The sequence below is a fragment of the Kitasatospora sp. NPDC006697 genome, assembly GCF_042869935.1.
Taxonomy (GTDB): domain Bacteria; phylum Actinomycetota; class Actinomycetes; order Streptomycetales; family Streptomycetaceae; genus Kitasatospora.
Genome location: NZ_JBIAGU010000004.1, coordinates 326,262 through 347,142, shown reverse-complemented (window position 1 = coordinate 347,142; position 20,881 = coordinate 326,262). Strand labels below are relative to the sequence as shown.

Sequence of the window (20,881 nt, the reverse complement as noted above, 5' to 3'; positions counted from 1 at the left end):
GTACGGGGGGGGGGGGGGGGGGGGGGGGGGGGGGGGGGGGGGGGGGGGGGGGTGGGGGGGGGGGGGGGGGGGGGCCCCGGCCCCCCCCCCCACCGCCGTTCCGTGGCGTCAGTTGACCGTCGGCAGGTGGCTCAGACCGCCGGCGGCACCGGTCAGCGAGCCGGTCACACCGCTCAGGTCGGGCAGCCCGCCCAGCCGGTGGGCGGCGCCGGTGGCCTGGCCCTCCAGCGCGGCCAGGTGGGCGGCGTCGGTGGCGGCGGTCGGGTGCTGCAGGTCGGCCGCGGCCGGCACTCCGTGCGCCAGCTCGTCGGTGGCGGCCAGCTGGCCGGCCAGCGGGTGGGTGGCGGGCAGCGCCTCGCCGAGCTGCCCGGCGGCCGGCACCGCGCCGCCCAGCTGGTCCAGGGCCGGCGGCTGGCTGAGGTCGCGCGGCAGCGCGCCGGACAGCCGGTCGGTGCCGAGCGCACCGGACAGCCGCTCCTGGTCCGGCAGCTGGCCGGCCAGGCCGCTGGTGGCCGGGATCTGCTGGGCCAGCGTGCCGGTGGCGTTCAGCGGGTGGCTCAGGGTGTCGGCGTTGAGCACCTTGTCCACCCCGGTCACGGTCGGCATCGCCGGGCCGTGCTGGGCCAGCGCGGCGCCCTGGTCGGCGCCGAGCGGCATCGCGCGCGGGGCCGCGGCGGGCAGCAGGCCCAGGCCGCCCAGCGGGGTCAGCCGGGCCGCCTTGCCGAGGGTGTCGGCCAGCGGGCCGCTGCCGTTGGTGGTGGCGTTGGTGACGGCCGCGCCGGGGTCGCTCAGCGCCTCGGCCGCGTGGTCGGTCCGGGGCAGCACCTGGCCGGCCGCCAGCCCGGCGGTGTCGGCCATCGCGGGCAGCGCGGTGCCGCTGAGCACGGCGCCGGTGCGGCCGAGTGCCTGCCCGACCTGGTGGGCCTCCCCCTTGACCGTCGAGGCCGAGGTGACGCCGTCCAGCTTGCTGATCCCGGACCCGAGGTCGGTGCCCTTGGGCATCAGCTCGGCGGCGGTCGCCGACCCGGCGGCCGCGAGCGGCGTCGCGCCTGCGGCGACCAGCAGGGCGGCCTGGGCGAGCCGACGGGAGAGGGGGAGGGACATGGTGCTCCTAAGACGGTGACGACACGACGAGTCCGCCGGGCGGACGCCGTGACTACCGCGTCAGGAGTCGGAAGGTTTCGCGGGTTCCGGCCGGAAAGGGTCCGATTCACTCTCCGGAGGGGCAATCGGGTGACCCCGCGTCAAGCGGTGCTGACGTCTGGTCAACCTGACACGCCGACGGGCGGCGCTCAGTGCTTGGCGTCCGGCCGGCCCAGGGTGATCAGCACCTTGTCGCTGCCGGCCGCCGGGCCGCTCTGGGCCTGCCAGCCGGAGTCCGAGCGGTCCAGCCGCCAGACCTTGCCGTCGTAGCGGATCGACCCGATGCCCAGCTGCTCGGCGTTGGCCAGTGCCCAGTGCGCCACCGCCCAGCCGCTCTGCCGCTGCGGGTCGGCGCCGGTGTCGGTGTTGGCCGCCGGGTCCGGGGTGAGGGCCAGCGCGGTGCCGGTGATCCCGGGGTCGGCCGAGCCGGCGGGGGCCGCGGCCAGGGTCACCGTGCGGCCGAACTCCACCTGCAGCCGGCGGGCCAGCTGCTGCTGCCCGCCCGGGCCGGCGGCGGCCGCGGGGGAGGCGGGGGAGGCGCCGGCGGAGGCCGGGGCGGAGGCCGCCGCGGCGTCGGCCGCGGGCGAGCCCAGCAGCGCCGGGTCCACCTGGAGGAACTGGTGCACGGTGCAGTTGAAGGCGGCCGGCGAGCGGCCGGTCAGCGCGGAGGCCAGCAGCGAGGCGTTGGCCTCGTGCTTGGCGTAGGCGCCCGGGTAGGCGCTGTGCTGGACCGCCTGGGCGGCGTCGGTGAGCGAGAGCCGGGCGTAGCCGTTCACCTTGACCAGGGCGTCCAGGAACTTGTTGGTCGCGTAGACCGGGTCCTGGATCTGGTCGGCGGTGCCCCAGCCCTGCGAGGGGCGCTGCTGGAAGAGGCCGACCGAGTCGCGGTCGCCGCCGTCCAGGTTGCGCAGCTTGGACTCCTGCAGCGCGGTGGCCAGGGCGATGGTCAGCGCCCGCTCCGGCAGTCCGCGGGAGTCCACCACGGCCGCGATGGTGGCCGCGTTCTGGGCCTGCTCCAGCTCCATGGTGACCGGCTTGCCGCCGGCCGGGGTGACCGAGCAGGCCTCCGCGCTGGGCCCGCCCTTGCCGCGGTTCCACAGCGCCAGGCCGGCCACCACGGCGGCCGCCACCAGCAGCCACACCAGTACCCAGCGCAGCCTGCGGCCCCGGCGCTGCCCCACGTCTTTCCTCCTCATGGCCACCGCGGCCCCACGCGCCCCGGATGTCTGCCCACACCGTACTCACCCGCCACAGACTCGGACGACAGTGCGGTCCCCCTCGGTTGCGTCGTGCTGCCGCCACCGGCCGCACTAGGCTGGCGGCCATGACGACCCTGCCCGGCACCAGCGTCCCGACCCGCCTCGACCTGACCCTGGACGGCGGCGCGCTGACCGCCCAGCTGGTCGACTTCCCCTCGGTGAGCGGGGAGGAGGAGGCGCTGGCCGACGCCGTCGAGCAGGCGCTGCGCGAGCTGCCGCACCTGACCGTGCAGCGGTACGGCAACAACGTGGTGGCCCGCACGGAGCTGGGCCGCGGCGAGCGGGTGCTGCTGGCCGGCCACCTGGACACCGTGCCGATCGCCGACAACCTGCCCTCCCGGGTCGAGGGCGATCTGCTCTGGGGCTGCGGCACCAGCGACATGAAGTCCGGCGTCGCCGTCCAGCTGCGGCTGGCCGCCACCCTGCCGGACCCGAACCGCGACCTGACCTTCGTCTTCTACGACTGCGAGGAGATCGAGGCCGCCCGCAACGGCCTGGGCCGGCTCGCCGCCGAGCACCCGGACTGGCTGGCGGCCGACTTCGCGGTGCTGATGGAGCCGAGCGGGGCGATGGTCGAGGGCGGCTGCCAGGGCACCATGCGGATCCGGATCCGGCTCACCGGGGTCCGGGCGCACGCGGCCCGCGCCTGGCTGGGCGACAACGCGATCCACCACGCGGCCGAGGTGCTGGGCCGGCTCGCCGCCTACCAGCCGCGCACCGTGCTGATCGACGGCCTGGAGTACCGCGAGGGCCTGAACGCGGTGGACATCCGCGGCGGGGTGGCCGGCAACGTGATCCCGGACGAGTGCCAGGTGACCGTCAACTTCCGGTACGCGCCGGACCGCGGCCCGGCTGATGCGGAGGCGCACCTGCGCGAGGTGTTCGCCGGCTTCGACCTCGAGGTCACCGACTCGGCGCCGGGCGCGCTGCCCGGCCTGGACCGGCCCGCCGCCAAGGCCTTCGTGGCGGCCACCGGCGGCCGGGCCCGGGCCAAGTACGGCTGGACCGACGTGGCCCGGTTCAGCGCGCTCGGCGTGCCGGCCGTCAACTACGGCCCGGGCGACCCCAACCTGGCCCACAAGCGGGACGAGCACTGCTCCCTCTCCGCCATCGCCGAGTGCGAGGAGCGGCTGCACGCCTGGCTGACCGGCCCCACCGCGTAGCCCCCTCTTCCGCGGGCGGTCATCCGGTTGTTCCCCGTGATCCGCCGGTGCCGGGCGTAGAGTTTCGTCATGACAGGGAAAGACGCGCACGACGGTGCGGACGCACGGCAGTTCGGGCATGGCCCGGAAATGGTCGAGGAGGGCGCGGAGCGGCGCCCGCAGCGGGACTGGCCGGAGAAGCAGAAGGGCCCGGTGCTGCTGCGCCGGGACCAGGTCGAGCGGAGCACGACCGACCAGCGGCTGCTGGACACCACCGGCCCGACGGACTGGCTGCACACCGACCCCTGGCGGGTGCTGCGGATCACCTCGGAGTTCGTCGAGGGCTTCGGCGCCCTCGCCGAACTGCCGACCGCGGTCAGCGTGTTCGGCTCGGCCCGGACCCCGGTGGACTCGCCCGACTACAAGGCCGGGGTGGCGATCGGCCGGGCGCTGGCCGAGGCCGGCTACGCGGTGATCACCGGCGGCGGCCCGGGCGCGATGGAGGCGGCCAACCGCGGCGCCTCGGAGGCCGGCGGGCTGAGCGTCGGCCTGGGCATCGAGCTGCCGTTCGAGCAGGGGCTGAACGAGTTCGTCGACCTCGGGCTGAACTTCCGTTACTTCTTCGTCCGCAAGACGATGTTCGTCAAGTACGCCCAGGGCTTCGTGGTGCTGCCGGGCGGCCTCGGCACGCTGGACGAGCTGTTCGAGGCGCTGACCCTGGTGCAGACGAAGAAGGTCACCCGGTTCCCGGTGATCCTCTTCGGCAGCGCCTACTGGTCCGGCCTGGTGGACTGGCTGCGGGACACCCTGGTGGCGCAGGGCAAGGCCTCGCCGGCCGACCTGGAGCTGTTCCAGGTGACCGACGAGATCGACGAGGTGCTGCGGATCCTGGCGGCCAGCCAGGAGCCGGCCGGCCAGCGGGTCTGAGAACCGCGGAGCGCGGCCGGTCAGGCGAGCCCCCGGCGGGCCACCGCCGGGGGCCGGGTGCCGCGGATCGAGGCGACCATGTCCAGCACCTGCCGGGTCTCGGCGACCTGGTGCACCCGGTACACCTGGGCGCCCAGCCAGGCCGAGACGGCGGTGGTGGCCAGGGTGCCGAGCAGCCGCTCGTCCACCGGCCTGTCCAGGGTCTCGCCGACGAAGTCCTTGTTGGAGAGCGAGACCAGCACCGGGAACCCGGTCGCGGTCATCTCCGGCAGCCGCCGGGTGGCCTCCAGCGAGTGCCGGGTGTTCTTGCCGAAGTCGTGCCCCGGGTCGATGATCAGGCCGTCCCGGCGCACCCCCAGCTCCAGCGCGCGCTCGGCCAGACCGGTGGTGACGGCCAGGATGTCGGCCATCACGTCCGGGTAGCCCACCCGATGCGGCCGGGTGCGCGGCTCGGCCCGGCCGGCGTGCGTGCAGACCAGGCCGGCGCCGTACCGCGCGGCCGTCTCGGCCAGCTTCGGATCGGCTCCGCCCCAGGCGTCGTTCAGCAGGTCGGCGCCCACCTCGCAGACCGCCGCGCCGACCTCGTGCCGCCAGGTGTCCACGCTGATCACCACCCCCGGGTGGCGCTTGCGCAGCTCGGCGACGAACGGCACGGTGCGGCGCAGTTCCTCCTCGACCGTCACCTCCTCGCCCGGCCCGGCCTTCACCCCGCCGATGTCGAGGATCGCGGCCCCCTCGGCCACCGCCCGGTCGGCCGCGGCGAAGGCGGCCTCGTCGGCGAAGGTGGCGCCGCGGTCGAAGAAGGAGTCGGGGGTGCGGTTGACGATGGCCATGATGACCAGTTCGTCCGCCCCGAATTCGCGCGGTCCCAGGCGCAGTGCCACCCCTTGCTCCTCACGCTCACGCCGACCGGTATGGACCGGTGTCTCAGTCAGGTCTCGCAGGTATCGATCCGGGGGTGCCCTGGTGCGATGATGGGGCCCCGGCCATCCCAGGGATCCCATGATCCCTCACGCGGCCGCATACTCACGTCTCGGGAGGACAGCTCGTGTTCTGGGTGATCGTGGTGGCGATGGCCGTGGTGGTCGGCGGCGCCGCGCTGGTGGCGTTGGGTGGCGGCGGCGCGCTGCCGGAGGCGGTGCACGACCGGATCGCGGCCAAGCTGCCGCAGGAGCGCCCGCTGACCCGGACCGACGTGGACGAGATCCGGCTGCCGATGGCGGTGCGCGGCTACCGGATGGACGAGGTGGACGACGTGCTGGACCGGCTCGGCGCCGAGCTGGCCTACCGCGACACGCGGATCGCCGAGCTGGAGGCGGCCGCCGCGGGCGGCCCGGCCACCGCCGGGCCGGTGGACGCGGCCGCGGCCGAGCGGTCGGACCACCAGGAGTGACGGTCGCCGTGCCCGGTCCCGACGGGCTGCTGCGCTGCCCCTGGGGCGAATCGGCCGACGACTACCGGGAGTACCACGACGGTGAGTGGGGCCGTCCGGTGCACGGCGAGGACGCGCTGTTCGAGCGGATCTGCCTGGAGGCCTTCCAGTCCGGGCTCTCCTGGATCACCATCCTGCGCCGCCGGGAGGGCTTCCGGGCGGCCTTCGCGGGTTTCCGGATCGCCGAGGTGGCCCGGTTCACCGAGCAGGACGAGCAGCGGCTGCTGGCCGACCCGGGGATCATCCGCAACCGGGCCAAGATCGCCGCGGCGATCGCCAACGCCCGGGCCGCCGAGGCGCTGGACGGCGGGCTGGACCCGCTGGTCTGGAAGTTCGCCGGCGACCCGGCCCGCCCGGCCCCGCGCACCCTGGCTGAGGTCCCCGCGGTGACGCCCGAGTCCACCGCGCTGGCCAAGGAGTTGAAGAAGAACGGCTTCCGGTTCGTCGGGCCGACCACCGCCTACGCGCTGATGCAGGCCTGCGGGCTGGTCAACGACCACCTGGCGGACTGTCACGCCCGCCAGACGGCCGGTTGACGCAGGATCAGCGGCCCAGGTAGTCCGGCTGCTCCTTGGCGATGAAGGCGCGGACCGCGATCCGGTGGTCCTCGCTGTTGCCCGCCATGGTCTGCAGCTCGTCCTCCTTGTCCAGGGTCTCGCTCAGGGTGTGGCTGGCGCCGAAGTCCAGCGCCGTCTTGATCGCCCCGTAGGCGACGGTCGGGCCGGCCGCCAGGCGCTGCGCGAACTCGCGCGCGGCGGCGGCCAGCTCGGCGGCCGGCACCACCCGGGTGGCCAGGCCGAGCCGCAGCGCCTCCTCGGCCTTCACGGTCCGCGGCAGCATCAGCAGCTCGGTGGCCCGGGCGTGGCCGACCAGCCGGGGCAGGGTCCACGACGCGCCCGAGTCGGCGGTCAGCGCGACCCCGGCGAAGGAGGTGTTGAAGCCGGCCGTGTCGGCCACGATCCGGAAGTCGCAGGCGAAGGCCAGCGAGGCGCCGGCCCCGGCGGCCACCGCGTTCACCGCGGCCACCGTCGGCTTGCGCATCCCGGCCAGCGCCCGGACCAGCGGGTTGTAGTGCTCGGCGACCGTCTTCAGCGGGGCCTCGCCGGTCTCCTCGGCCCGCTTCAGCAGGCCCAGGTGCTCCTTGAGGTCCTGCCCGACGCAGAACGCCTGCTCGCCCGCGCCGGTGAGCAGCACGGCGCGCACCGCCGGGTCGTTGGCGGCCTCGGTGACGGCGTCCCGCAGCGCCACCTTGGTCGGCACGTCCAGCGCGTTGCGGGCATCGGGCCGGTTGATGGTGAGCACGGCGAGCGCACCGTCGCGCTCGAAGAGGACGGAGTCGGACATGGGCGAGGGCTCCCTACTGTCTGGTAGACCGTGACCCCTCAGCATGACGGACGGCGGGCGGCCCGCGGGAGTATGAGGTGGCGCACCTTTGCCGGGTCTTGCGCCCGGGGCCGCCGCCGGACCCGCCCCGGACCCGGCCCGGCCGCCCGGGGCAGGCGCCGGACGGCAACTGATGGGGCTTCGTCCGGGGGGCTGACGGGGCGTCGGTGCGGTACCGGGACGCCCGGTTCGGGTGTGACCGCAGGTACGGGGAGAGTGACGTTGGTCATCAGGGCGCCGCATGCGGGATAATGGCTTCCGATCAAAGCGTTCGATACCAGTGGTGGACGGACCGCTGGTACCTAGCTGAGCGGCTGCAGGAAGGGGAACGAGCATGGCGGCCATGAAGCCGCGGACGGGTGACGGCCCGCTGGAGGTCACCAAGGAGGGGCGGGGCATCATCATGCGAGTTCCGCTCGAAGGCGGCGGTCGCCTGGTGGTGGAACTGACTCCGGACGAGGCCAGCGCCCTGGGCGAAGCCCTCAAGACGGCCTGCGGCTGACTCCAGCCACGTGCCCCAGGGGCCCGGTGCCGACCCGTTCGCGGTCGGGCCGGGCCCCTACCGTTTCCCGCGGGCTCCGCCGTTCGGCGGACTCAGCGCCGGACGGCGCAGAGCAGCCCGTCGCTCACCGGCAGCAGGGCCGGCAGCAGCTGCTTGCTCTCCCGGACCGCCTGCACCAGCTCGCGCACCGCGGCGGTCTCCGGATCGTCCCGCCCGGGGTCGGTCAGCCGGCCCTGCTGGAACACCCCCTCGAAGCAGACCACGCCGCCCGGTCGGAGCAGGCGCAACGATTCTGCGAGGTAGTCGTGCGCTTCGGCGGCGTCGCCGTCGCAGAACACCAGGTCGTACTGGCCGTCGGCGAGCCGCGGCAGCACGTCCAGCGCCCGGCCGGGTATGAATCGGGCCCGGTTGGCCGCGAACCCGGCCGCCAGGTAGGCCTCGCGGGCCAGCTCCTGCCGGATCGCCTCCGGGTCGACGGTGGTCAGGATGCCGTCCGGGCGCATCCCGCGCAGCAGGTAGAGCCCGGAGACGCCGGTGCCGGTGCCGATCTCGGCCACCGCCTTGGCGCCCAGCGCGGCGGCCAGCAGCCGCAGACAGGCGCCGCCGCTGGGGCCGATCGCCCGGATGCCGGTGCGGGCGGCCTGGGCCCGGGCGTAGGTCAGCACAGCGTCCTCGCCGACGTAGGTGTCGGCGAGGGTCGCAGCCGCGGGCCCGAAGTCGATGATCTCTGTCCTGTGGGGTGAGGAGCGCTGCCGGAAGTCGATATTTGCAGCCACAGATTACTGGCCGGACGGGAACCGCGTCCGGCGGCGGGCCGTTGAACCGGCTGAACACTCCACGACCGGTCGGTTCGCCGCCCGGCTCGGGCCGGATGCCGTCCGGTCGGCGATCGGAGTGACACTTTTATCCGGATCTGACGGGTGGGGTGGATATGGTGGTGGCCTTGCTGGGCAGAAGAGCCAACCGAGGAGGTGTGGCCGAGGGCGACGTCCCTGTGCGGCGGCAACTCCGCACCGCTGCGTCGGCCCGTACGCCGAAGCCCGTGATGAACCAGTCTGCGCACACCAACCCGGCCCCCTCGTCCGACGGCGCTGCCGAGTCCACCGAGACCGCGGCCCCCGCCATGCTCGCGACCTTCACCGAGGGCCCGGGCGCGCAGAGCTGGACGCCGCCCAGCTGGGAGGAGATCGTCGAGGCGCACAGCGCCCGGGTCTACCGCCTGGCCTACCGCCTGACGGGCAACCAGCACGACGCCGAGGACCTCACCCAGGAGGTCTTCGTCCGGGTCTTCCGGTCACTCTCCACCTACACCCCCGGCACCTTCGAGGGCTGGCTGCACCGGATCACCACCAACCTCTTCCTGGACATGGTCCGCCGCCGCCAGCGGATCCGCTTCGACGCGCTCGCCGAGGACGCGGCCGAGCGGCTGCCCAGCCGCGAGCCGAGCCCGGCCCAGGCGTTCAGCGACACCCACTTCGACGCCGACGTGCAGCAGGCGCTGGACACCCTGGCGCCGGAGTTCCGCGCCGCCGTGGTGCTCTGCGACATCGAGGGCCTCTCCTACGAGGAGATCGCCGCCACCCTGGGCGTCAAGCTCGGCACCGTGCGCAGCCGGATCCACCGCGGCCGTTCGCACCTGCGCGCCGCGCTCAAGCACCGCGCCCCCGGCGCCGCGCCCGGCCGGGTCCGGCGCGGCGGTACCAGCGCGGAGGCCGAGCAGCAGGTGCCGGTGGCCGTCGGTGCCCCGGCCGCCGAGGCCGCCGGGCTGCCCGGCGGGAGCGGCCGGAGGCGATCATGACCGCGGCAGGCCGGCCCGGTGCCGGGCGGCAGGCCGAGGCCGGGGAACTGCCACCGCTGGTGCCGATCGCGGTGCGCCGGCCCGAGCCCGCTCCGGCCGCCGAGCAGCACCACCTGGGCGACCGGCTGACCGCCTACCTGGACGGCGAGCTGGGCCACGACGCCCGCGAGCGGGTGCAGGCCCACCTGGCCAGCTGCGCGCACTGCCTGGCCGAGGCCGAGGCGGCCCGCTCGGTCAAGCAGCTGGTGCGCGCCGCCGAGCCGCCCGGCCCGTCCGGCGCGCTGATGGCCCGGCTGCTCGCGGTGGCCGCGCTGCCGGACGACGAGGACCGGCCCGCACCGCCGCCCGGCGGCCAGGCCGCCGAGCCCCCGGCGCCGGGCCTGCCGACGCTCGGCGGCAGCCGGCTGACCGGCGGATCCTTCGGCCGCGGCGCCTCCTTCGGCGGCCACGCGCTGGGCGACGGGACCCCGCTGCCGGGCACCGACCCGCGCGCGCACCAGCCCGGCCGCGGCGGCGAGCCGCGGCTGTGGAGCGTGCGGCGCGGCGGCGCCCGCAGCGAGCCGGCCGCCCGGCCGGCCGCGGTGCTGCCGATCTCCCGCCCCGGTGTGCCGCGCGGCCGCCGGCTGGTGGTGGCGGCGGCCGGCGCCTTCTCGGTGGCGGCGGTCACCCTGGGCGGCTTCGGCAGCCTGGGCCTGGCCTCGGTGGCCGGGGACTCCCCGGCGGTGGACGAGCCGCACGGCACCGGCAACGCCGTCAACCCGCGCTACCCCGGCGGCGCCGCCCCGGTGCTGCCGGTCACCGCGCCGCTGAGCGTGGACTTCCCGGTGCGCCCGTTCGGCGCCCATCCGTACGACCTGGTCAGTCCGGCGCCCACCGGCCTGCCGGTGACCCCGGTGGTCACCGGCCGCCCGCTGCTGCCGTGACCCGTCCGGACGGCCCCCGTCAGGGCCGTCCGGTGGGTGCACCACCCATTCACCCTCCAGCCGATGAGCAGGGGTCCTACAAACGGGTGGGGGCCATTACCCTGTAGGGGACCGGCGTCGAAGGGCCGAGCCGGGTCAGACCGCCGGCAGCTGGGAGCGCATGTGTTCTTCGACATAGGCCCACTCGAAATGGTCACCCTGGTCGTGATGGCGATCGTGATCTTCGGGCCGGACAAGCTGCCCAAGCTGATCCAGGACACCGTCGGGTTCATCCGCAAGGTGCGGTCCTTCGCGGACAGCGCCAAGGAGGACATCCGCAAGGAGCTCGGTCCGGAGTTCAAGGACTTCGAGTTCGAGGACCTGAACCCGAAGACCTTCGTGCGCAAGAACCTGGTCGGGGACGGCGACCCGCTGGGCTTGAAGGAGCTGCGGGACGGCCTGGACGTCCGCGAGCTGCGCGAGGAGCTGGACATCCGCAGTGCGCTGGACGACAAGCCGGCCACCAGTCTGACCAAGCCGGTCGCCGCCGCGGGCGGCCACCTGCCGGCCCCCGACACCGGCGCCCCGCTGCTGGCCGGCGAGCGCGCCCCCTGGGACGAGGACGCCACCTGAGCCCTCCCGGCCCGCCCCTGCCGCCACGACACCCCGCCCGGCCACCGGCCCGGCGGGGTGTCGTGGTTCTGCGCCGCTATTGTGCTGATGGTTCGACAGTTGCTGAGGAGGTCCCCGATGGACGCGTCGACTTCGCGCGCGGCGAGCCCGGCCGTGACGGCCACCGCCCGGTCGGCGGAGGTGCCGGGCCGGCGCACCGCCGAGCCGGCCGATCCGCTGGCGCCCTACCTGGCCGCCGACTTCCCCTGGTACGGCCTGGACGAGGGCTGGACCGGGCGCCGCTGGCTGCTGCAGGCCGGCGCCGGGGGCACCCGCCCGGGCCAGCAGCGCACCGTCGACTACGGTTCGCTGGGCCACGGCGAGGAGCCGCCGCGCCAGCAGGAGGCGCACGGCGGCCGCCGGTTCGCGGTGGTGGTCACGGTGGCCCGCCGTCCCGGCCGGCGCTCGGCCGACGGCACCGGCGTGCTGGAGGCCACCTCGGCCTCCTCCGCCGCCTGGCTGGCCGGCTCCGGCCTGCTCGGCTCCACCTGGCCCGGCCAGCTGGACCGGGCCCGCCGCCAGGACTGGCTGGACCAGCAGAGCGCGCTCGCCTGGGACCTGGCCGACGACCTCGGCGGCCCCGGCTGGTCCCCGCTCACCCTGCCGGTCAACGGCCTGCCACAGCCGTTCCGCTACCGCGAGTCCGAGTACGGCTGGGTGCTGGCCGGCGAGGCGCCCGGCGTGCTGATCGGCGCCTACGGCCGCGGCGTCAGCGCCTACGGCGCCGGCTTCGCCGCCGTGCCGGACCTGAGCGCGTACACCGCGGACTGACGGCCCCTCCGGTTCGCCCGGAGCGGCCGCCGGCCCGCGGCGGCGGTCAGAACTTGTTGCGCGGCGTCAGGCCCAGCGACATGCCGGAGAGGCCCCGCTGGCGGTTGCCCAGCTTGGCGGCGACCGCGTTCAGCGCGGCGCCGGCGGGGGAGTCGGGGGCGGAGAGGACGACCGGGCGGCCGTCGTCGCCGCCCTCGCGCAGCCGGACGTCGATCGGGATGCTGCCGAGCACCGGGACCTCGGCGCCGGTGGCCCGGGTCAGCGCGTCGGCGACCGTCCTGCCGCCGCCGGTGCCGAAGACGTCCACCATCTCGTCGCAGTGCGGGCAGGGCATGCCGGACATGTTCTCGATCACGCCGACGATCTTCTGGTGGGTCTGCAGCGCGATGGTGCCGGCCCGCTCGGCCACCTCGGCGGCGGCCTGCTGCGGGGTGGTGACGATCAGGATCTCGGCGTTCGGGACCAGCTGGGCGACCGAGATGGCGATGTCGCCGGTGCCGGGCGGCAGGTCGAGCAGCAGCACGTCCAGGTCGCCCCAGTAGACGTCGGCCAGGAACTGCTGCAGCGCGCGGTGCAGCATCGGGCCGCGCCAGACCACCGGGGCGTTGCCCGGGGTGAACATGCCGATCGAGATCACCTTCACGCCGTTCGCCGACGGCGGCATGATCATGTCCTGCACCTGGGTCGGCCGGCCCTCGACGCCCAGCATCCGGGGCACGCTGTGCCCGTAGATGTCGGCGTCCACCACGGCCACCTTCAGGCCCTGGGCGGCCAGCGAGGCCGCCAGGTTGACGGTCACCGAGGACTTGCCGACGCCGCCCTTGCCGGAGGCCACGGCGTAGACCCGGGTGAGCGTGCCGGGCTTGGCGAACGGGATCTCCCGCTCGGGCGCGCCGCCGCGCAGCAGCTGGGAGAGCTCCTTGCGCTGCTCCTCGCTCATCACGTCGAGCTCGACCTCGACGGCGGTGACGCCCGGGATCCGGCCGACCGCGGTCTTCACCCGGTCGGTGATGGTCTCGCGCATCGGACAGCCGGAGACCGTCAGGTAGACCGCGACCTTGACCGCGCCCCCGGCGCCGAACTCCACGGATTTGACCATGCCGAGGTCGGTGATCGGGCGGTTGATCTCCGGGTCCTGCACGGTCGACAGCGCCTTGCGGACGGACTCCTCCGTCACACCGGTCGCCACTTCGGTCTCATTGGCCATGCCTTGATGGTACGGCGCGCCACCGGCCCGCCCGACTGGCCGGTAGCGTGCCGCGGATCACAGCACCTCGGCCGCCGGCTGGCGCTCCTCCAGCTCCTTGAGCAGGCTCTGCAGTTCGGACCGGACGAAGTCCCGGGTGGCCACCTCGCCCAGGCCCTGGCGCAGCGCGGCCACCTCGCGGGTCAGGTACTCGGTGTCGGCGATGCTGCGCTCGGCCCGGCCCCGGTCCTGCTCCATGTTCACCCGGTCGCGGTCGTCCTGGCGGTTCTGCGCCAGCAGGATCAGCGGCGCCGCGTAGGAGGCCTGCAGCGAGAGCACCAGGGTGAGGAAGATGAACGGGTACTGGTCGAACCGGGCGCTGGTGGGCAGCGTGGTGTTCCAGAGCACCCAGACGATGATCACCACCGTCATCCAGACGATGAACCGCCCGGTGCCCAGGAAGCGCGCGATCCGCTCGGAGAGCTGGCCGAACGCCTCCGGGTCGTAGGCCGGCAGCGCGAACAGGCTCGGCTTGGCGGTGCGCGGCTGGTCCAGCCGGGCGCGCACCGCGGTGCCGTGCGCCGTCTCGGCGCGCTGCTGGCGGACGGCGTCCCGGCCGCGCGACTCCCGCAGCTTCCGCAGCTCCCCCTGGATCCGCTGTCGCGGGCTCTCCTCGCCGTCCCGGCCGCGCTTGCGGTCAGCCTCCATGCCGCACCTCCGTCTCGTGCTCCGCGCCGCCGTGCAGCGCGGCCTCGCGCCAGTCCTCCGGCAGCAGGTGGTCCAGGACGTCGTCGACCGTGACGGCGCCCAGCAGGTGGTCCGCCTCGTCCACCACCGCGGCCGCGACCAGGTTGTAGGTCGCCAGGTAACTGGTGATCAGCGGCAGCGGGGTGTCGGTGGGCAGCGGGTCGAGGTCGTCGTCGACCAGCGAGCCGAGCAGGGTGAACGGCGGCTCCCGGAGCAGCCGTTGGAAGTGCACGGTGCCCAGGTACTTGCCGGTCGGGGTCTCGTTCGGCGGCCGGCAGACGTAGACCTGGGCGGCCAGCGCCGGCTTGAGGTCGCGGACCCGGACCCGGGCCAGCGCCTCGGCGACCGTGGCGTCCGGCTCCAGGATGATCGGCTCGGTGGTCATCAGGCCGCCCGCGGTGTCCTCCTCGTAGCTGAGCAGGCGGCGGACCGGGGCGGCCTCCTCCGGCTCCATCAGCTGGAGCAGCCGCTCGGCCTCGTCGCCGGGCAGTTCGGAGAGCAGGTCGGCCGCGTCGTCCGGGTCCATCGCCTCCAGCACGTCGGCGGCCCGTTCGTCCTGCAGCTTGCCGAGGATCTCCACCTGGTCGTCCTCGGGCAGTTCCTCGAGCACGTCGGCCAGCCGCTCGTCGTCCAGCGCCGCGGCCACCTCGGCCCGGCGCTTGGCCGACAGGTGGTGCATCACGCTGGCCAGGTCGGCCGGGCGCAGCTGCTCGAAGGTGGCCAGCAGGTTGGCCGCGCCCTGGCCCTCCTCGGTCAGCGAGAAGCCGGTGACGGCGGACCAGTCCAGGGTGACGGCCTCGCCGCGGGACTTGCGCAGCCGGGTCGGGCGGCCGCGCTGCACGAAGACCTTGCTGATCTCCCACTCGCGCAGCCGGGTCGGCACCATCGCCACGTCCAGCACGGTGACCTCGCTGCCGGTGGCGACCTCGGTGACCCGGCGGTCCAGCAGCTCGGCGAGCGCCAGGGTCTCGGTCGGGCGCTGCTCGAACCGGCGCATGTTGATCACCCCGGTGGTCAGCACCTGGCCGGACTCCACGCTGGTGACCCGGGTCATCGGCAGGAAGATCCGGCGGCGCCCGACCACCTCGACCACCAGGCCGAGCACCCGGGGCGGGCGGGCCCCGATCCGCAGTGCCACCACCACGTCGCGGACCCGGCCGACTTGGTCGGCGTTGGGGTCGAAGACCGCAACGCCGGCGAGGTGGGAGATGAAGACCCGGCTTCCAGGACCTGCCATGGACTTCCTTCCGATCGGCGTCAAGGTGCGGCGTCCGGGTCAGGCTATCGAACGGCCCGCCCACCGGGCTTGCCGCGGCCGGTGTGCCGCCCCGTACGCTGTGCCGCATGGACGGGACCACGGCCACTGCCGACGACTTCTTCGACCGCGCGCTGGTGGAGGAGGCGGTGAAGAAGTCCGGGCTGCTCTGGGTCCGTCCGGAGGGCGCGGTCGGGGACCGTCCGCTCTGGCACGCCTGGCACGACGGCGCGGTGGTGCTGGTCGGCGACGGCGGCGAGCAGCCGCTGCACGGCCTGCGGGCCGGCGGCGCGGCCGGGGTGACGGTGCGCAGCAAGGACAAGGGCGGCCGGCTGGTGGCCTTCGAGGCCCGGGTGGCCGTGCTGGAGCCGGGCGGCGAGGCCTGGCAGGGCGCGGTGGAGGAGCTGAAGGGCAAGCGGCTGAACGCGCCGGACACCGACAGCATGACGGAGCGCTGGGCCGCCGAGTGCCGGGTGCTGCGGCTGGAGCCGGTGGGCGCGCCGAGCCAGCGCCCCGGCGCGATGCCGGAGGGCGCGCACCTGGCCGCGCCGGCCGCGAGCCCGGCGACCACCCGGCAGCCGATCCCGGCCGGGCTCCCCAAGCTGGTGCTCGGCAAGCTGCGCCGCCGCGGCTGACCCCCCACCAGGGAGTTTGCCGTCCCGCCATCCGGGCGACAGTTCTGTTCGGCAGGCACGGGCCTTACCTTGGTACGGCCCGCCCGCCCCGGTCCGGGCCCCGTGCCGCCGGCACGGTCGCACCGCCCGCCCCGAGGAGCGCCGTGTCCGACACCCGGTCCGCCGCCGCCGTCCGCCCGGTCGCCGCTCCCGCCGGCCCGCTGCTGCCCGCCGGCGACCTGCTGCTGCTCGCGGTCTCGGTCTCGGCGATCTCCTTCTCCGGCCCGCTGATCAGCGCCACCGCCGCACCCGCGCTGGCCATCGCGGCCTGGCGCAACGTCATGTCGGTGGGCGTGCTCGGCCCGTACGCGCTGCTGCGGCACCGGGACGAGCTGCGCGCGCTGACCCGCCGCCCGGTGCTGCTGGCGATGGCCGCCGGGCTGCTGCTGGCCGCGCACTTCGGCCTCTGGATGCCCAGCCTGCGGATGACCTCGGTGGCCTCGTCCACCGCGCTGGTCACCACCACCCCGCTCTGGACCATCCTGCTGATGCGGGTGGCCGGCCACCGGGTGCCGCGGCTGGTCCGGATCGGCATGGCGACCGCCTTCGCCGGGGTCCTGGTGCTGACCGGCGTGGACCTCGGGCTCTCCACCCGGGCGCTGCTCGGCGACGCGCTGGCGCTGGCCGCCGGGCTGGCCGCCGCCGGCTACATGCTGCTCGGCGCCGAGGTCCGGCGGACCGTCAGCACCACCGCCTACACCCTGGTCTGCTACGGCACCACGTCGGTCGGCCTGCTGGCGGTCTGCTTGTTCGGCGGGGTCCGGATGGGCGGCTGGCCGCTCTCCACCTGGGGGCAGATCGCGCTGCTGATGGTGGTCGCCCAGCTGCTCGGGCACTCGCTGAGCAACCGGGTGGTGCGGGCCCTCGGACCCACCGTCACCTCCACCGCGATCCTGCTGGAGACGCCCGGCGCGGCGCTGATCGCCGCCGTCTGGCTGGGCCAGCTGCCGCCGGCCGCCGCCTGGCCGGCCGTGCTGCTGATCCTGGCCGGCCTCGGCCTGGTGGTGCGCGGCGGGCGGAGCTGACGGCCGCGGCGACTACCGGCGGGTAGGCTCGGGCCATGGCTGCCTCGGACTTCCCGCTCTTCGGTGACCCCTCGGATCCGCACGGCGGGCACGGCCCGCAGGGCCCGAGCCGGGCCGAGGTGCTGGCCGCGGTGGAGGCCCGGCTGCGGACCGCCTTCGGCGAGCCCGGCGGACGGGCCGGCGTCACCTTCCTCGGCGCCGAGAAGATCGAGGTGCTGCGGTTCGGCCCGGACGCCGAGGGGCTGGTCCGCTACGCCACCCTGGGCATGGCCGCCGCGCCGATGGCCGACCCCACCTCGGCCGTCGCCGACCCGGTCCGCGGGCCGCGCGTCGAACTGCTGCTCACGCTGCGCGGGGGGCGCGACGAGGTGCTGCGGGCGCTCGCCGTCTTCGCCGCCACCCCGCAGGTGGAGGGACTGGTGGTGGCCCCCGGCAGCTCGCTGGACCTGGGCGGGCCGCTCTGGCCCGGCGCCCCGTTCACCTCCGTGCTGGCGGGCGAGGGCGGCGGCCTGGTGGAGGACCTGGAGCTGGAGGAGCCGGCCGACCCGGTCCGCTTCCTGCCGCTGCTGCCGATGACCCCGAACGAGGCCGCGCACAAGCGGGTGCACGGCGCCGCCGAGCTGCAGGAGCGCTGGCTGGCGCACGGCACCGACCTGCGCGACCCGGACCGGCGCGGGGTCGCGCTGGACTGACGCCCGACGGGCCGTCAGGCGGTGATCGGCTTCGCGCCGGTGGCCTGCTCCAGCAGCTTGCGGTACTCGCCCGGGTCGGTGGTGAACTCGCCGAGGCGCACCGTCTTGCGGCTGCCGTGGTAGTCGCTGGAGCCGGTGCGCAGCAGCCCCAGCCCGTCGGCCAGCGCGGCCAGCCGCTCCCGGGTCGGCCCGTCGTGGTCCAGGTGGTCCACCTCCAGGCCGCCCAGCCCGGCCGCCGCCAGCTCGGTGATCACCCGGTCCGGCACCGTGCGGCCGCGCTTGACCGCGCCCGGGTGGGCGAAGACCGGCACCCCGCCGGCCGCCCGGACCAGCCGGACCGCCTCGAACGGGTCGGTCTCGTGCTTGGGCACGTCCGCCCGGCCGCCATTGGCCAGCCAGTCGGCGGTGAAGGCCTCCGAAACGGTGGCCACCACGCCCGCCTCGACCAGCGCGCTGGCGATGTGCGGCCGGCCCACCGAGCCCTCGCCGGCGATCCGCTGCACCTGCTCCCAGCTGATCGGCGCGCCGAGCTCCCGGCACTTCTCCACCACCGCGCGGCCGCGGCGGAACCGGTCGGTGCGGACCAGCTCGCGCTCGGCCGCGAACTCCGGCTCGGCCGGGTCGAAGAGGTAGGCCAGCAGGTGCATGCTGATGCCCTCCACCCGGCAGGACAGCTCCGCGCCCGGCACCAGGGTCAGCCGCTCGCCGCCCGGCAGCTCGCGCAGCGCGGCCGCCGCCCCGGCGTGGCCGGCCACCGTGTCGTGGTCGGTCAGCGCCACCACGTCCAGCCCGGCCGCGAGGGCCGCGGCGACCAGCTCGGCCGGCGTGTCGGTGCCGTCGGAGGCGTTGCTGTGGGCGTGCAGGTCGATCCGCACCGGCTGGCTCCTACTGCTGGAGGGGCTGGAGCGGCCCAGGATAGCCGGGTGGTCAGCCGAGCAGCCGGGGGGTGAGAGCACCGCACGGCAGCAGCTCCAACTCGGCCCCGGCGTCCCGCAGATCGGTCAGCACCAGCTCGTCGTACATCAGCAGGGCGGACTGCTCGGGCCAGGCGATCGCCCAGATCCACAAGCCGCGGGCCTCGCCGACGTAGACCGCGCGGTCCGCCGGGGCGTCCGGCACGTGCCACATCGGGGTCGGCCGGCCGGCCGCCAGCAGCTTGGTGTCGGCGGGGCGGTCCAGCGAGAGCGCGTCGCCCGGGTCCGGGCCCTTCAGGCCGGCGTAGCGTGCGCCCAGGCCGACGCCCAGCTCCTCGGCGACCAGCACCAGCTCGCCGAAGCCGCCCAGCGGAGCCGGACCGGAGCAGGCCACGGCCGTCGCCCGGGCACCCGAGAGGTCGTCACCCGCGTGCGCGATACCGGTGTAGAGCCAGTTCACCGGCAGCGGCCAGGGGAGCCAGACGGGGACCTCGGACCTGGCCACCGCCACCCCCAGGGCCTCCACGCTAGGGGGGAGGACCGGCTGCATCGGATGGACGGCACCATGGGTGTCGCACTGCCAGGTGTCGGAGAAGAGACCGGGGGCACGCACCCGACCGGCGCACCTCGGGCAACTTGGCTCGCCCCTCATAACAGCCAACGCTCCTCCCTCCGGGCCACCGCGTCAAGGACGATCACCCGTACGGAGTGCGTTCGCCGACGGCCGGGTCCCCGGCATGGGACGTGGCGGGCTGGCGGCCCCCGCTAGGGGATGTCCCGGCGGGCCGGGCGGCAAACGTGATCGGCGCCGACTGGGGGCGTGCGCGGACACACTGACGCCCCGTCACCGGGGTGTGGTGGCGGGGCGTCGGAGACCGGTCGGCCGATGGGCCGCGAAGCGCGTCAGGCGGCTTCGAACGGACGGATGTAGAGGCGCTCGCCGGTACGGGCGGCGTCCTCCACCAGGCGGCGGACGGTATCGGCGTCGGCGATCAGGCGGGCGGTGGCCGAGCTCAGCTGCTCGTCCAGTCGGAGGATTTCGAAGCGCATGGACCTCTCCTCTCTCTGCCTCGGGCGGGCCGGGGCTTTGGGGTTTGGTACTCCCTCGTTCATCAGGCTCACAGCAAGCCGATTCCCGGCGGTTGCCCGCCGGTGAAGTTCCGGTTACGTGACCACAGGGGGTGCCGCACAGGGGCACACCAGAGGGAACCGCCGGGCGGAGGTGCTTCATTCCCGGTATGAATCAAATGTTTCCAGAACTAATGATTTTCCATCCGCGCTCGACCGACCCACGAGCCGGGCGCGAGAGCCGGGCGGGGAGCCAGGGGTCAGGAGCGGGAGCTGAGCCGGGATCAGGCGACCGAGCGCCAGAAGTCCGTCAGCAGCGCGGCCGTCTCGGCCGGCCGCTCGGCGTTGGGGGAGTGCTGCGCGCCGGCCACCCGGTGGTAGGGCGCGCCCAGCCGCTCGGCCGTGGCCGCCTGCTCGTCCACCGGCCAGGCGTAGTCCTGCTCGCCGGAGATCCACAGCTTCGGCAGCGGCACCGCGGCCAGCTCCGCCGTGCGGTCCGCCTCGCCGACCAGCCGCTCGCACATCGCGAAGAGGGACTGCGGCACATTGGCCACCCAGCGCCGGTGCAGGAAGTCGGCGATCTCCGACTCCTGCTTCGGGGTGTCGGGCCCCTCCATCTCCTGCATCAGCTGCCAGATGGTCTCCAGGTCCAGGCTCTCCAGCCCGACCATCAGCATTCCGGTCCGCTCCGCCTCGGAGGGCTGGATCGGGCCGGGGCCGGTGGAGAGCAGGGTGAGCGAGGACCAGGGCAGCTCCGCACCGGAGGCCGCGGCGGCCAGCACCGCCTCGCGGGCCACGAAGCCCGCGAAGGAGTGGCCCAGCAGGTGCAGCGGGCCGTGGCCGGCCAGCGCGGCGGAGACCGCCGTCAGGTCGCGGCCCAGCTCCGGCAGCGCGTAGGCCTCCCGCTCGGCCGGGCCGCCGGTCTCGAACTGGCCCCGCTGATCCAGCGTCACGGCGCGGTAGCCCGCGGCGGCCAGCGGCTCCAGCAGGGCGATGAAGTCCTCCTTGCTGCCGCTGAAGCCCGGCACCAGCAGCGCCGTGCCGCGCACCGGGCCGTCGAGCGGCTCGGCCAGCAGGGCTGCGAACGAGCCGCGGGCCGTCGCCAGCCGCTCGGCCCGCGCGCAGGCCGGCAGGGTGAGGAACGGCGGCGTGCTCATGTGGGTGACTCTCTTCCTGGAACCGGCTGCGGGGCCGCCTCCGACCCTACGGCCTGCCCGGTCGGCCCGGCCAGGCGGCCCCGGGGGCGCCCGGGCGAACGGAAGGGGCGGGCGGACCGTTCTCCGGTCCACCCGCCCCGCGCTGCGTCAACGGACGCTCCGTCAGGCGCTCGCGCCACCCTCGGCCGCGGCCTTCTTGGTGGTGCGCTTGGCCGCGGTCTTCTTGGCAGCC

At 75.0% G+C, this 20,881-nt stretch carries 24 protein-coding genes; 12 read left to right on the top strand and 12 right to left on the bottom strand.

The features are described from left to right. Positions 1–108 precede the first annotated feature (108 nt). On the bottom strand, positions 109–1,104 hold the full coding sequence (locus ACFYNO_RS08640; protein WP_388007435.1) for a hypothetical protein: 996 nt from the start codon (positions 1,102–1,104) through the stop codon (positions 109–111). A 188-nt stretch (positions 1,105–1,292) separates the two neighbouring features. Next, on the bottom strand, positions 1,293–2,324 hold the full coding sequence (locus tag ACFYNO_RS08635) for a hypothetical protein (protein ID WP_388007432.1): 1,032 nt from the start codon (positions 2,322–2,324) through the stop codon (positions 1,293–1,295). Positions 2,325–2,467: 143 nt separating this feature from the next. Between ACFYNO_RS08635 and dapE the strand changes: the two genes are divergently transcribed. After that, positions 2,468–3,565: a succinyl-diaminopimelate desuccinylase gene (gene dapE, locus ACFYNO_RS08630; RefSeq protein WP_388007429.1), complete on the top strand. Its 1,098-nt coding sequence runs from the start codon at positions 2,468–2,470 to the stop codon at positions 3,563–3,565. A 129-nt stretch (positions 3,566–3,694) separates the two neighbouring features. Further along, positions 3,695–4,471: a TIGR00730 family Rossman fold protein gene (locus ACFYNO_RS08625; protein WP_388007586.1), complete on the top strand. Its 777-nt coding sequence runs from the start codon at positions 3,695–3,697 to the stop codon at positions 4,469–4,471. Between the two features lie 20 nt (positions 4,472–4,491). On the opposite strand, the gene folP is transcribed toward ACFYNO_RS08625, so the two are convergent. Then, positions 4,492–5,304, bottom strand: coding sequence for a dihydropteroate synthase (folP, locus tag ACFYNO_RS08620; protein ID WP_388007583.1), 813 nt, complete (start codon positions 5,302–5,304; stop codon positions 4,492–4,494). Between the two features lie 215 nt (positions 5,305–5,519). Here folP and ACFYNO_RS08615 point away from each other — a divergent pair, with 215 nt between their 5' ends. Together ACFYNO_RS08615 and ACFYNO_RS08610 are read left to right on the top strand one after the other, a co-directional pair. Further along, positions 5,520–5,864 carry a DivIVA domain-containing protein gene (locus ACFYNO_RS08615; protein ID WP_388007426.1) on the top strand — a complete coding sequence of 115 codons (345 nt, stop codon included), beginning with the start codon at positions 5,520–5,522 and terminating at the stop codon, positions 5,862–5,864. 8 nt (positions 5,865–5,872) lie between these two features. After that, complete coding sequence (locus ACFYNO_RS08610; RefSeq protein WP_388007423.1) at positions 5,873–6,439, top strand: DNA-3-methyladenine glycosylase I; 567 nt, start codon at positions 5,873–5,875, stop codon at positions 6,437–6,439. 7 nt (positions 6,440–6,446) lie between these two features. On the opposite strand, the gene ACFYNO_RS08605 is transcribed toward ACFYNO_RS08610, so the two are convergent. Further along, on the bottom strand, positions 6,447–7,247 hold the full coding sequence (locus tag ACFYNO_RS08605) for an enoyl-CoA hydratase-related protein (RefSeq protein ID WP_388007420.1): 801 nt from the start codon (positions 7,245–7,247) through the stop codon (positions 6,447–6,449). Positions 7,248–7,620: 373 nt separating this feature from the next. On the opposite strand from ACFYNO_RS08605, the gene ACFYNO_RS08600 reads away from it, so the two are divergent. Next, a complete protein-coding gene (locus tag ACFYNO_RS08600) occupies positions 7,621–7,788 on the top strand; it encodes a DUF3117 domain-containing protein (RefSeq protein WP_230053523.1) in 168 nt (55 codons plus the stop codon). 92 nt (positions 7,789–7,880) lie between these two features. On the opposite strand, the gene ACFYNO_RS08595 is transcribed toward ACFYNO_RS08600, so the two are convergent. After that, on the bottom strand, positions 7,881–8,513 hold the full coding sequence (locus tag ACFYNO_RS08595; RefSeq protein WP_388007580.1) for an O-methyltransferase: 633 nt from the start codon (positions 8,511–8,513) through the stop codon (positions 7,881–7,883). A gap of 398 nt (positions 8,514–8,911) precedes the next feature. Here ACFYNO_RS08595 and sigE point away from each other — a divergent pair, with 398 nt between their 5' ends. The 4 genes from sigE (at position 8,912) to ACFYNO_RS08575 (ending at position 11,931) form a co-directional block, all read left to right on the top strand. Next, positions 8,912–9,586, top strand: coding sequence for an RNA polymerase sigma factor SigE (gene sigE, locus ACFYNO_RS08590; protein ID WP_388007577.1), 675 nt, complete (start codon positions 8,912–8,914; stop codon positions 9,584–9,586). Further along, the gene (locus ACFYNO_RS08585) at positions 9,583–10,509 is read left to right on the top strand and encodes a zf-HC2 domain-containing protein (RefSeq protein WP_388007417.1); all 927 of its coding nucleotides are present in this window, start codon (positions 9,583–9,585) and stop codon (positions 10,507–10,509) included. Before sigE ends, ACFYNO_RS08585 begins: the two co-directional genes overlap by 4 nt. 162 nt (positions 10,510–10,671) lie before the next feature. After that, the gene (locus tag ACFYNO_RS08580; RefSeq protein WP_388007414.1) at positions 10,672–11,121 is read left to right on the top strand and encodes a sec-independent translocase; all 450 of its coding nucleotides are present in this window, start codon (positions 10,672–10,674) and stop codon (positions 11,119–11,121) included. Between the two features lie 117 nt (positions 11,122–11,238). Continuing rightward, on the top strand, positions 11,239–11,931 hold the full coding sequence (locus ACFYNO_RS08575; protein WP_388007411.1) for a hypothetical protein: 693 nt from the start codon (positions 11,239–11,241) through the stop codon (positions 11,929–11,931). Positions 11,932–11,977: 46 nt separating this feature from the next. Here the strand turns inward: ACFYNO_RS08575 and ACFYNO_RS08570 are convergent, their stop codons facing one another. Genes ACFYNO_RS08570 through ACFYNO_RS08560 form a run of 3 tightly spaced genes read right to left on the bottom strand, consistent with a single transcriptional unit; the run spans position 11,978 to position 15,101 of the window. After that, on the bottom strand, positions 11,978–13,138 hold the full coding sequence (locus tag ACFYNO_RS08570) for an Mrp/NBP35 family ATP-binding protein (protein WP_388007408.1): 1,161 nt from the start codon (positions 13,136–13,138) through the stop codon (positions 11,978–11,980). A 57-nt stretch (positions 13,139–13,195) separates the two neighbouring features. Continuing rightward, positions 13,196–13,825 carry a DUF1003 domain-containing protein gene (locus ACFYNO_RS08565; RefSeq protein ID WP_388007405.1) on the bottom strand — a complete coding sequence of 210 codons (630 nt, stop codon included), beginning with the start codon at positions 13,823–13,825 and terminating at the stop codon, positions 13,196–13,198. Continuing rightward, positions 13,815–15,101 carry a magnesium transporter MgtE N-terminal domain-containing protein gene (locus tag ACFYNO_RS08560; RefSeq protein WP_388007402.1) on the bottom strand — a complete coding sequence of 429 codons (1,287 nt, stop codon included), beginning with the start codon at positions 15,099–15,101 and terminating at the stop codon, positions 13,815–13,817. The genes ACFYNO_RS08565 and ACFYNO_RS08560 overlap by 11 nt, the downstream gene beginning before the upstream one ends. A 107-nt stretch (positions 15,102–15,208) precedes the next feature. On the opposite strand from ACFYNO_RS08560, the gene ACFYNO_RS08555 reads away from it, so the two are divergent. The 3 genes from ACFYNO_RS08555 (at position 15,209) to ACFYNO_RS08545 (ending at position 17,510) form a co-directional block, all read left to right on the top strand. Then, positions 15,209–15,754, top strand: coding sequence for a hypothetical protein (locus ACFYNO_RS08555; RefSeq protein ID WP_388007399.1), 546 nt, complete (start codon positions 15,209–15,211; stop codon positions 15,752–15,754). A 143-nt stretch (positions 15,755–15,897) separates the two neighbouring features. Next, the gene (locus ACFYNO_RS08550; protein ID WP_388007396.1) at positions 15,898–16,818 is read left to right on the top strand and encodes a DMT family transporter; all 921 of its coding nucleotides are present in this window, start codon (positions 15,898–15,900) and stop codon (positions 16,816–16,818) included. 35 nt (positions 16,819–16,853) lie between these two features. Then, a complete protein-coding gene (locus ACFYNO_RS08545; RefSeq protein WP_388007393.1) occupies positions 16,854–17,510 on the top strand; it encodes a suppressor of fused domain protein in 657 nt (218 codons plus the stop codon). A 14-nt stretch (positions 17,511–17,524) separates the two neighbouring features. On the opposite strand, the gene ACFYNO_RS08540 is transcribed toward ACFYNO_RS08545, so the two are convergent. The 4 genes from ACFYNO_RS08540 to ACFYNO_RS08525 form a co-directional block, all read right to left on the bottom strand. Continuing rightward, positions 17,525–18,385: a PHP domain-containing protein gene (locus ACFYNO_RS08540; protein WP_388007390.1), complete on the bottom strand. Its 861-nt coding sequence runs from the start codon at positions 18,383–18,385 to the stop codon at positions 17,525–17,527. A gap of 52 nt (positions 18,386–18,437) precedes the next feature. Beyond that, positions 18,438–19,076, bottom strand: coding sequence for a DUF6758 family protein (locus ACFYNO_RS08535; RefSeq protein ID WP_388007387.1), 639 nt, complete (start codon positions 19,074–19,076; stop codon positions 18,438–18,440). Positions 19,077–19,327: 251 nt separating this feature from the next. Beyond that, positions 19,328–19,474 (bottom strand): hypothetical protein, encoded by a 147-nt coding sequence (locus tag ACFYNO_RS08530; RefSeq protein ID WP_388007384.1) that lies wholly within the window; start codon positions 19,472–19,474, stop codon positions 19,328–19,330. Positions 19,475–19,776: 302 nt separating this feature from the next. Beyond that, positions 19,777–20,649, bottom strand: coding sequence for an alpha/beta fold hydrolase (locus tag ACFYNO_RS08525; RefSeq protein WP_388007381.1), 873 nt, complete (start codon positions 20,647–20,649; stop codon positions 19,777–19,779). Positions 20,650–20,881: the final 232 nt, after the last annotated feature.

Excerpts from the sequence above, each read along its gene's own strand:
- sigE (WP_388007577.1), top strand. The coding sequence starts at position 8,912 with ATGCTCGCGACCTTCACCGAGGGCCCGGGCGCGCAGAGCTGGACGCCG.
- ACFYNO_RS08535 (WP_388007387.1), bottom strand. The coding sequence starts at position 19,076 with ATGAGGGGCGAGCCAAGTTGCCCGAGGTGCGCCGGTCGGGTGCGTGCC.
- dapE (WP_388007429.1), top strand. The coding sequence starts at position 2,468 with ATGACGACCCTGCCCGGCACCAGCGTCCCGACCCGCCTCGACCTGACC.
- ACFYNO_RS08605 (WP_388007420.1), bottom strand. The coding sequence starts at position 7,247 with ATGTCCGACTCCGTCCTCTTCGAGCGCGACGGTGCGCTCGCCGTGCTC.
- ACFYNO_RS08525 (WP_388007381.1), bottom strand. The coding sequence starts at position 20,649 with ATGAGCACGCCGCCGTTCCTCACCCTGCCGGCCTGCGCGCGGGCCGAG.
- ACFYNO_RS08600 (WP_230053523.1), top strand. The coding sequence starts at position 7,621 with ATGGCGGCCATGAAGCCGCGGACGGGTGACGGCCCGCTGGAGGTCACC.
- ACFYNO_RS08570 (WP_388007408.1), bottom strand. The coding sequence starts at position 13,138 with ATGGCCAATGAGACCGAAGTGGCGACCGGTGTGACGGAGGAGTCCGTC.
- ACFYNO_RS08560 (WP_388007402.1), bottom strand. The coding sequence starts at position 15,101 with ATGGCAGGTCCTGGAAGCCGGGTCTTCATCTCCCACCTCGCCGGCGTT.
- ACFYNO_RS08565 (WP_388007405.1), bottom strand. The coding sequence starts at position 13,825 with ATGGAGGCTGACCGCAAGCGCGGCCGGGACGGCGAGGAGAGCCCGCGA.
- ACFYNO_RS08545 (WP_388007393.1), top strand. The coding sequence starts at position 16,854 with ATGGCTGCCTCGGACTTCCCGCTCTTCGGTGACCCCTCGGATCCGCAC.
- ACFYNO_RS08625 (WP_388007586.1), top strand. The coding sequence starts at position 3,695 with ATGGTCGAGGAGGGCGCGGAGCGGCGCCCGCAGCGGGACTGGCCGGAG.
- folP (WP_388007583.1), bottom strand. The coding sequence starts at position 5,304 with ATGGCCATCGTCAACCGCACCCCCGACTCCTTCTTCGACCGCGGCGCC.
- ACFYNO_RS08585 (WP_388007417.1), top strand. The coding sequence starts at position 9,583 with ATGACCGCGGCAGGCCGGCCCGGTGCCGGGCGGCAGGCCGAGGCCGGG.
- ACFYNO_RS08555 (WP_388007399.1), top strand. The coding sequence starts at position 15,209 with ATGGACGGGACCACGGCCACTGCCGACGACTTCTTCGACCGCGCGCTG.
- ACFYNO_RS08575 (WP_388007411.1), top strand. The coding sequence starts at position 11,239 with ATGGACGCGTCGACTTCGCGCGCGGCGAGCCCGGCCGTGACGGCCACC.
- ACFYNO_RS08640 (WP_388007435.1), bottom strand. The coding sequence starts at position 1,104 with ATGTCCCTCCCCCTCTCCCGTCGGCTCGCCCAGGCCGCCCTGCTGGTC.
- ACFYNO_RS08530 (WP_388007384.1), bottom strand. The coding sequence starts at position 19,474 with ATGCGCTTCGAAATCCTCCGACTGGACGAGCAGCTGAGCTCGGCCACC.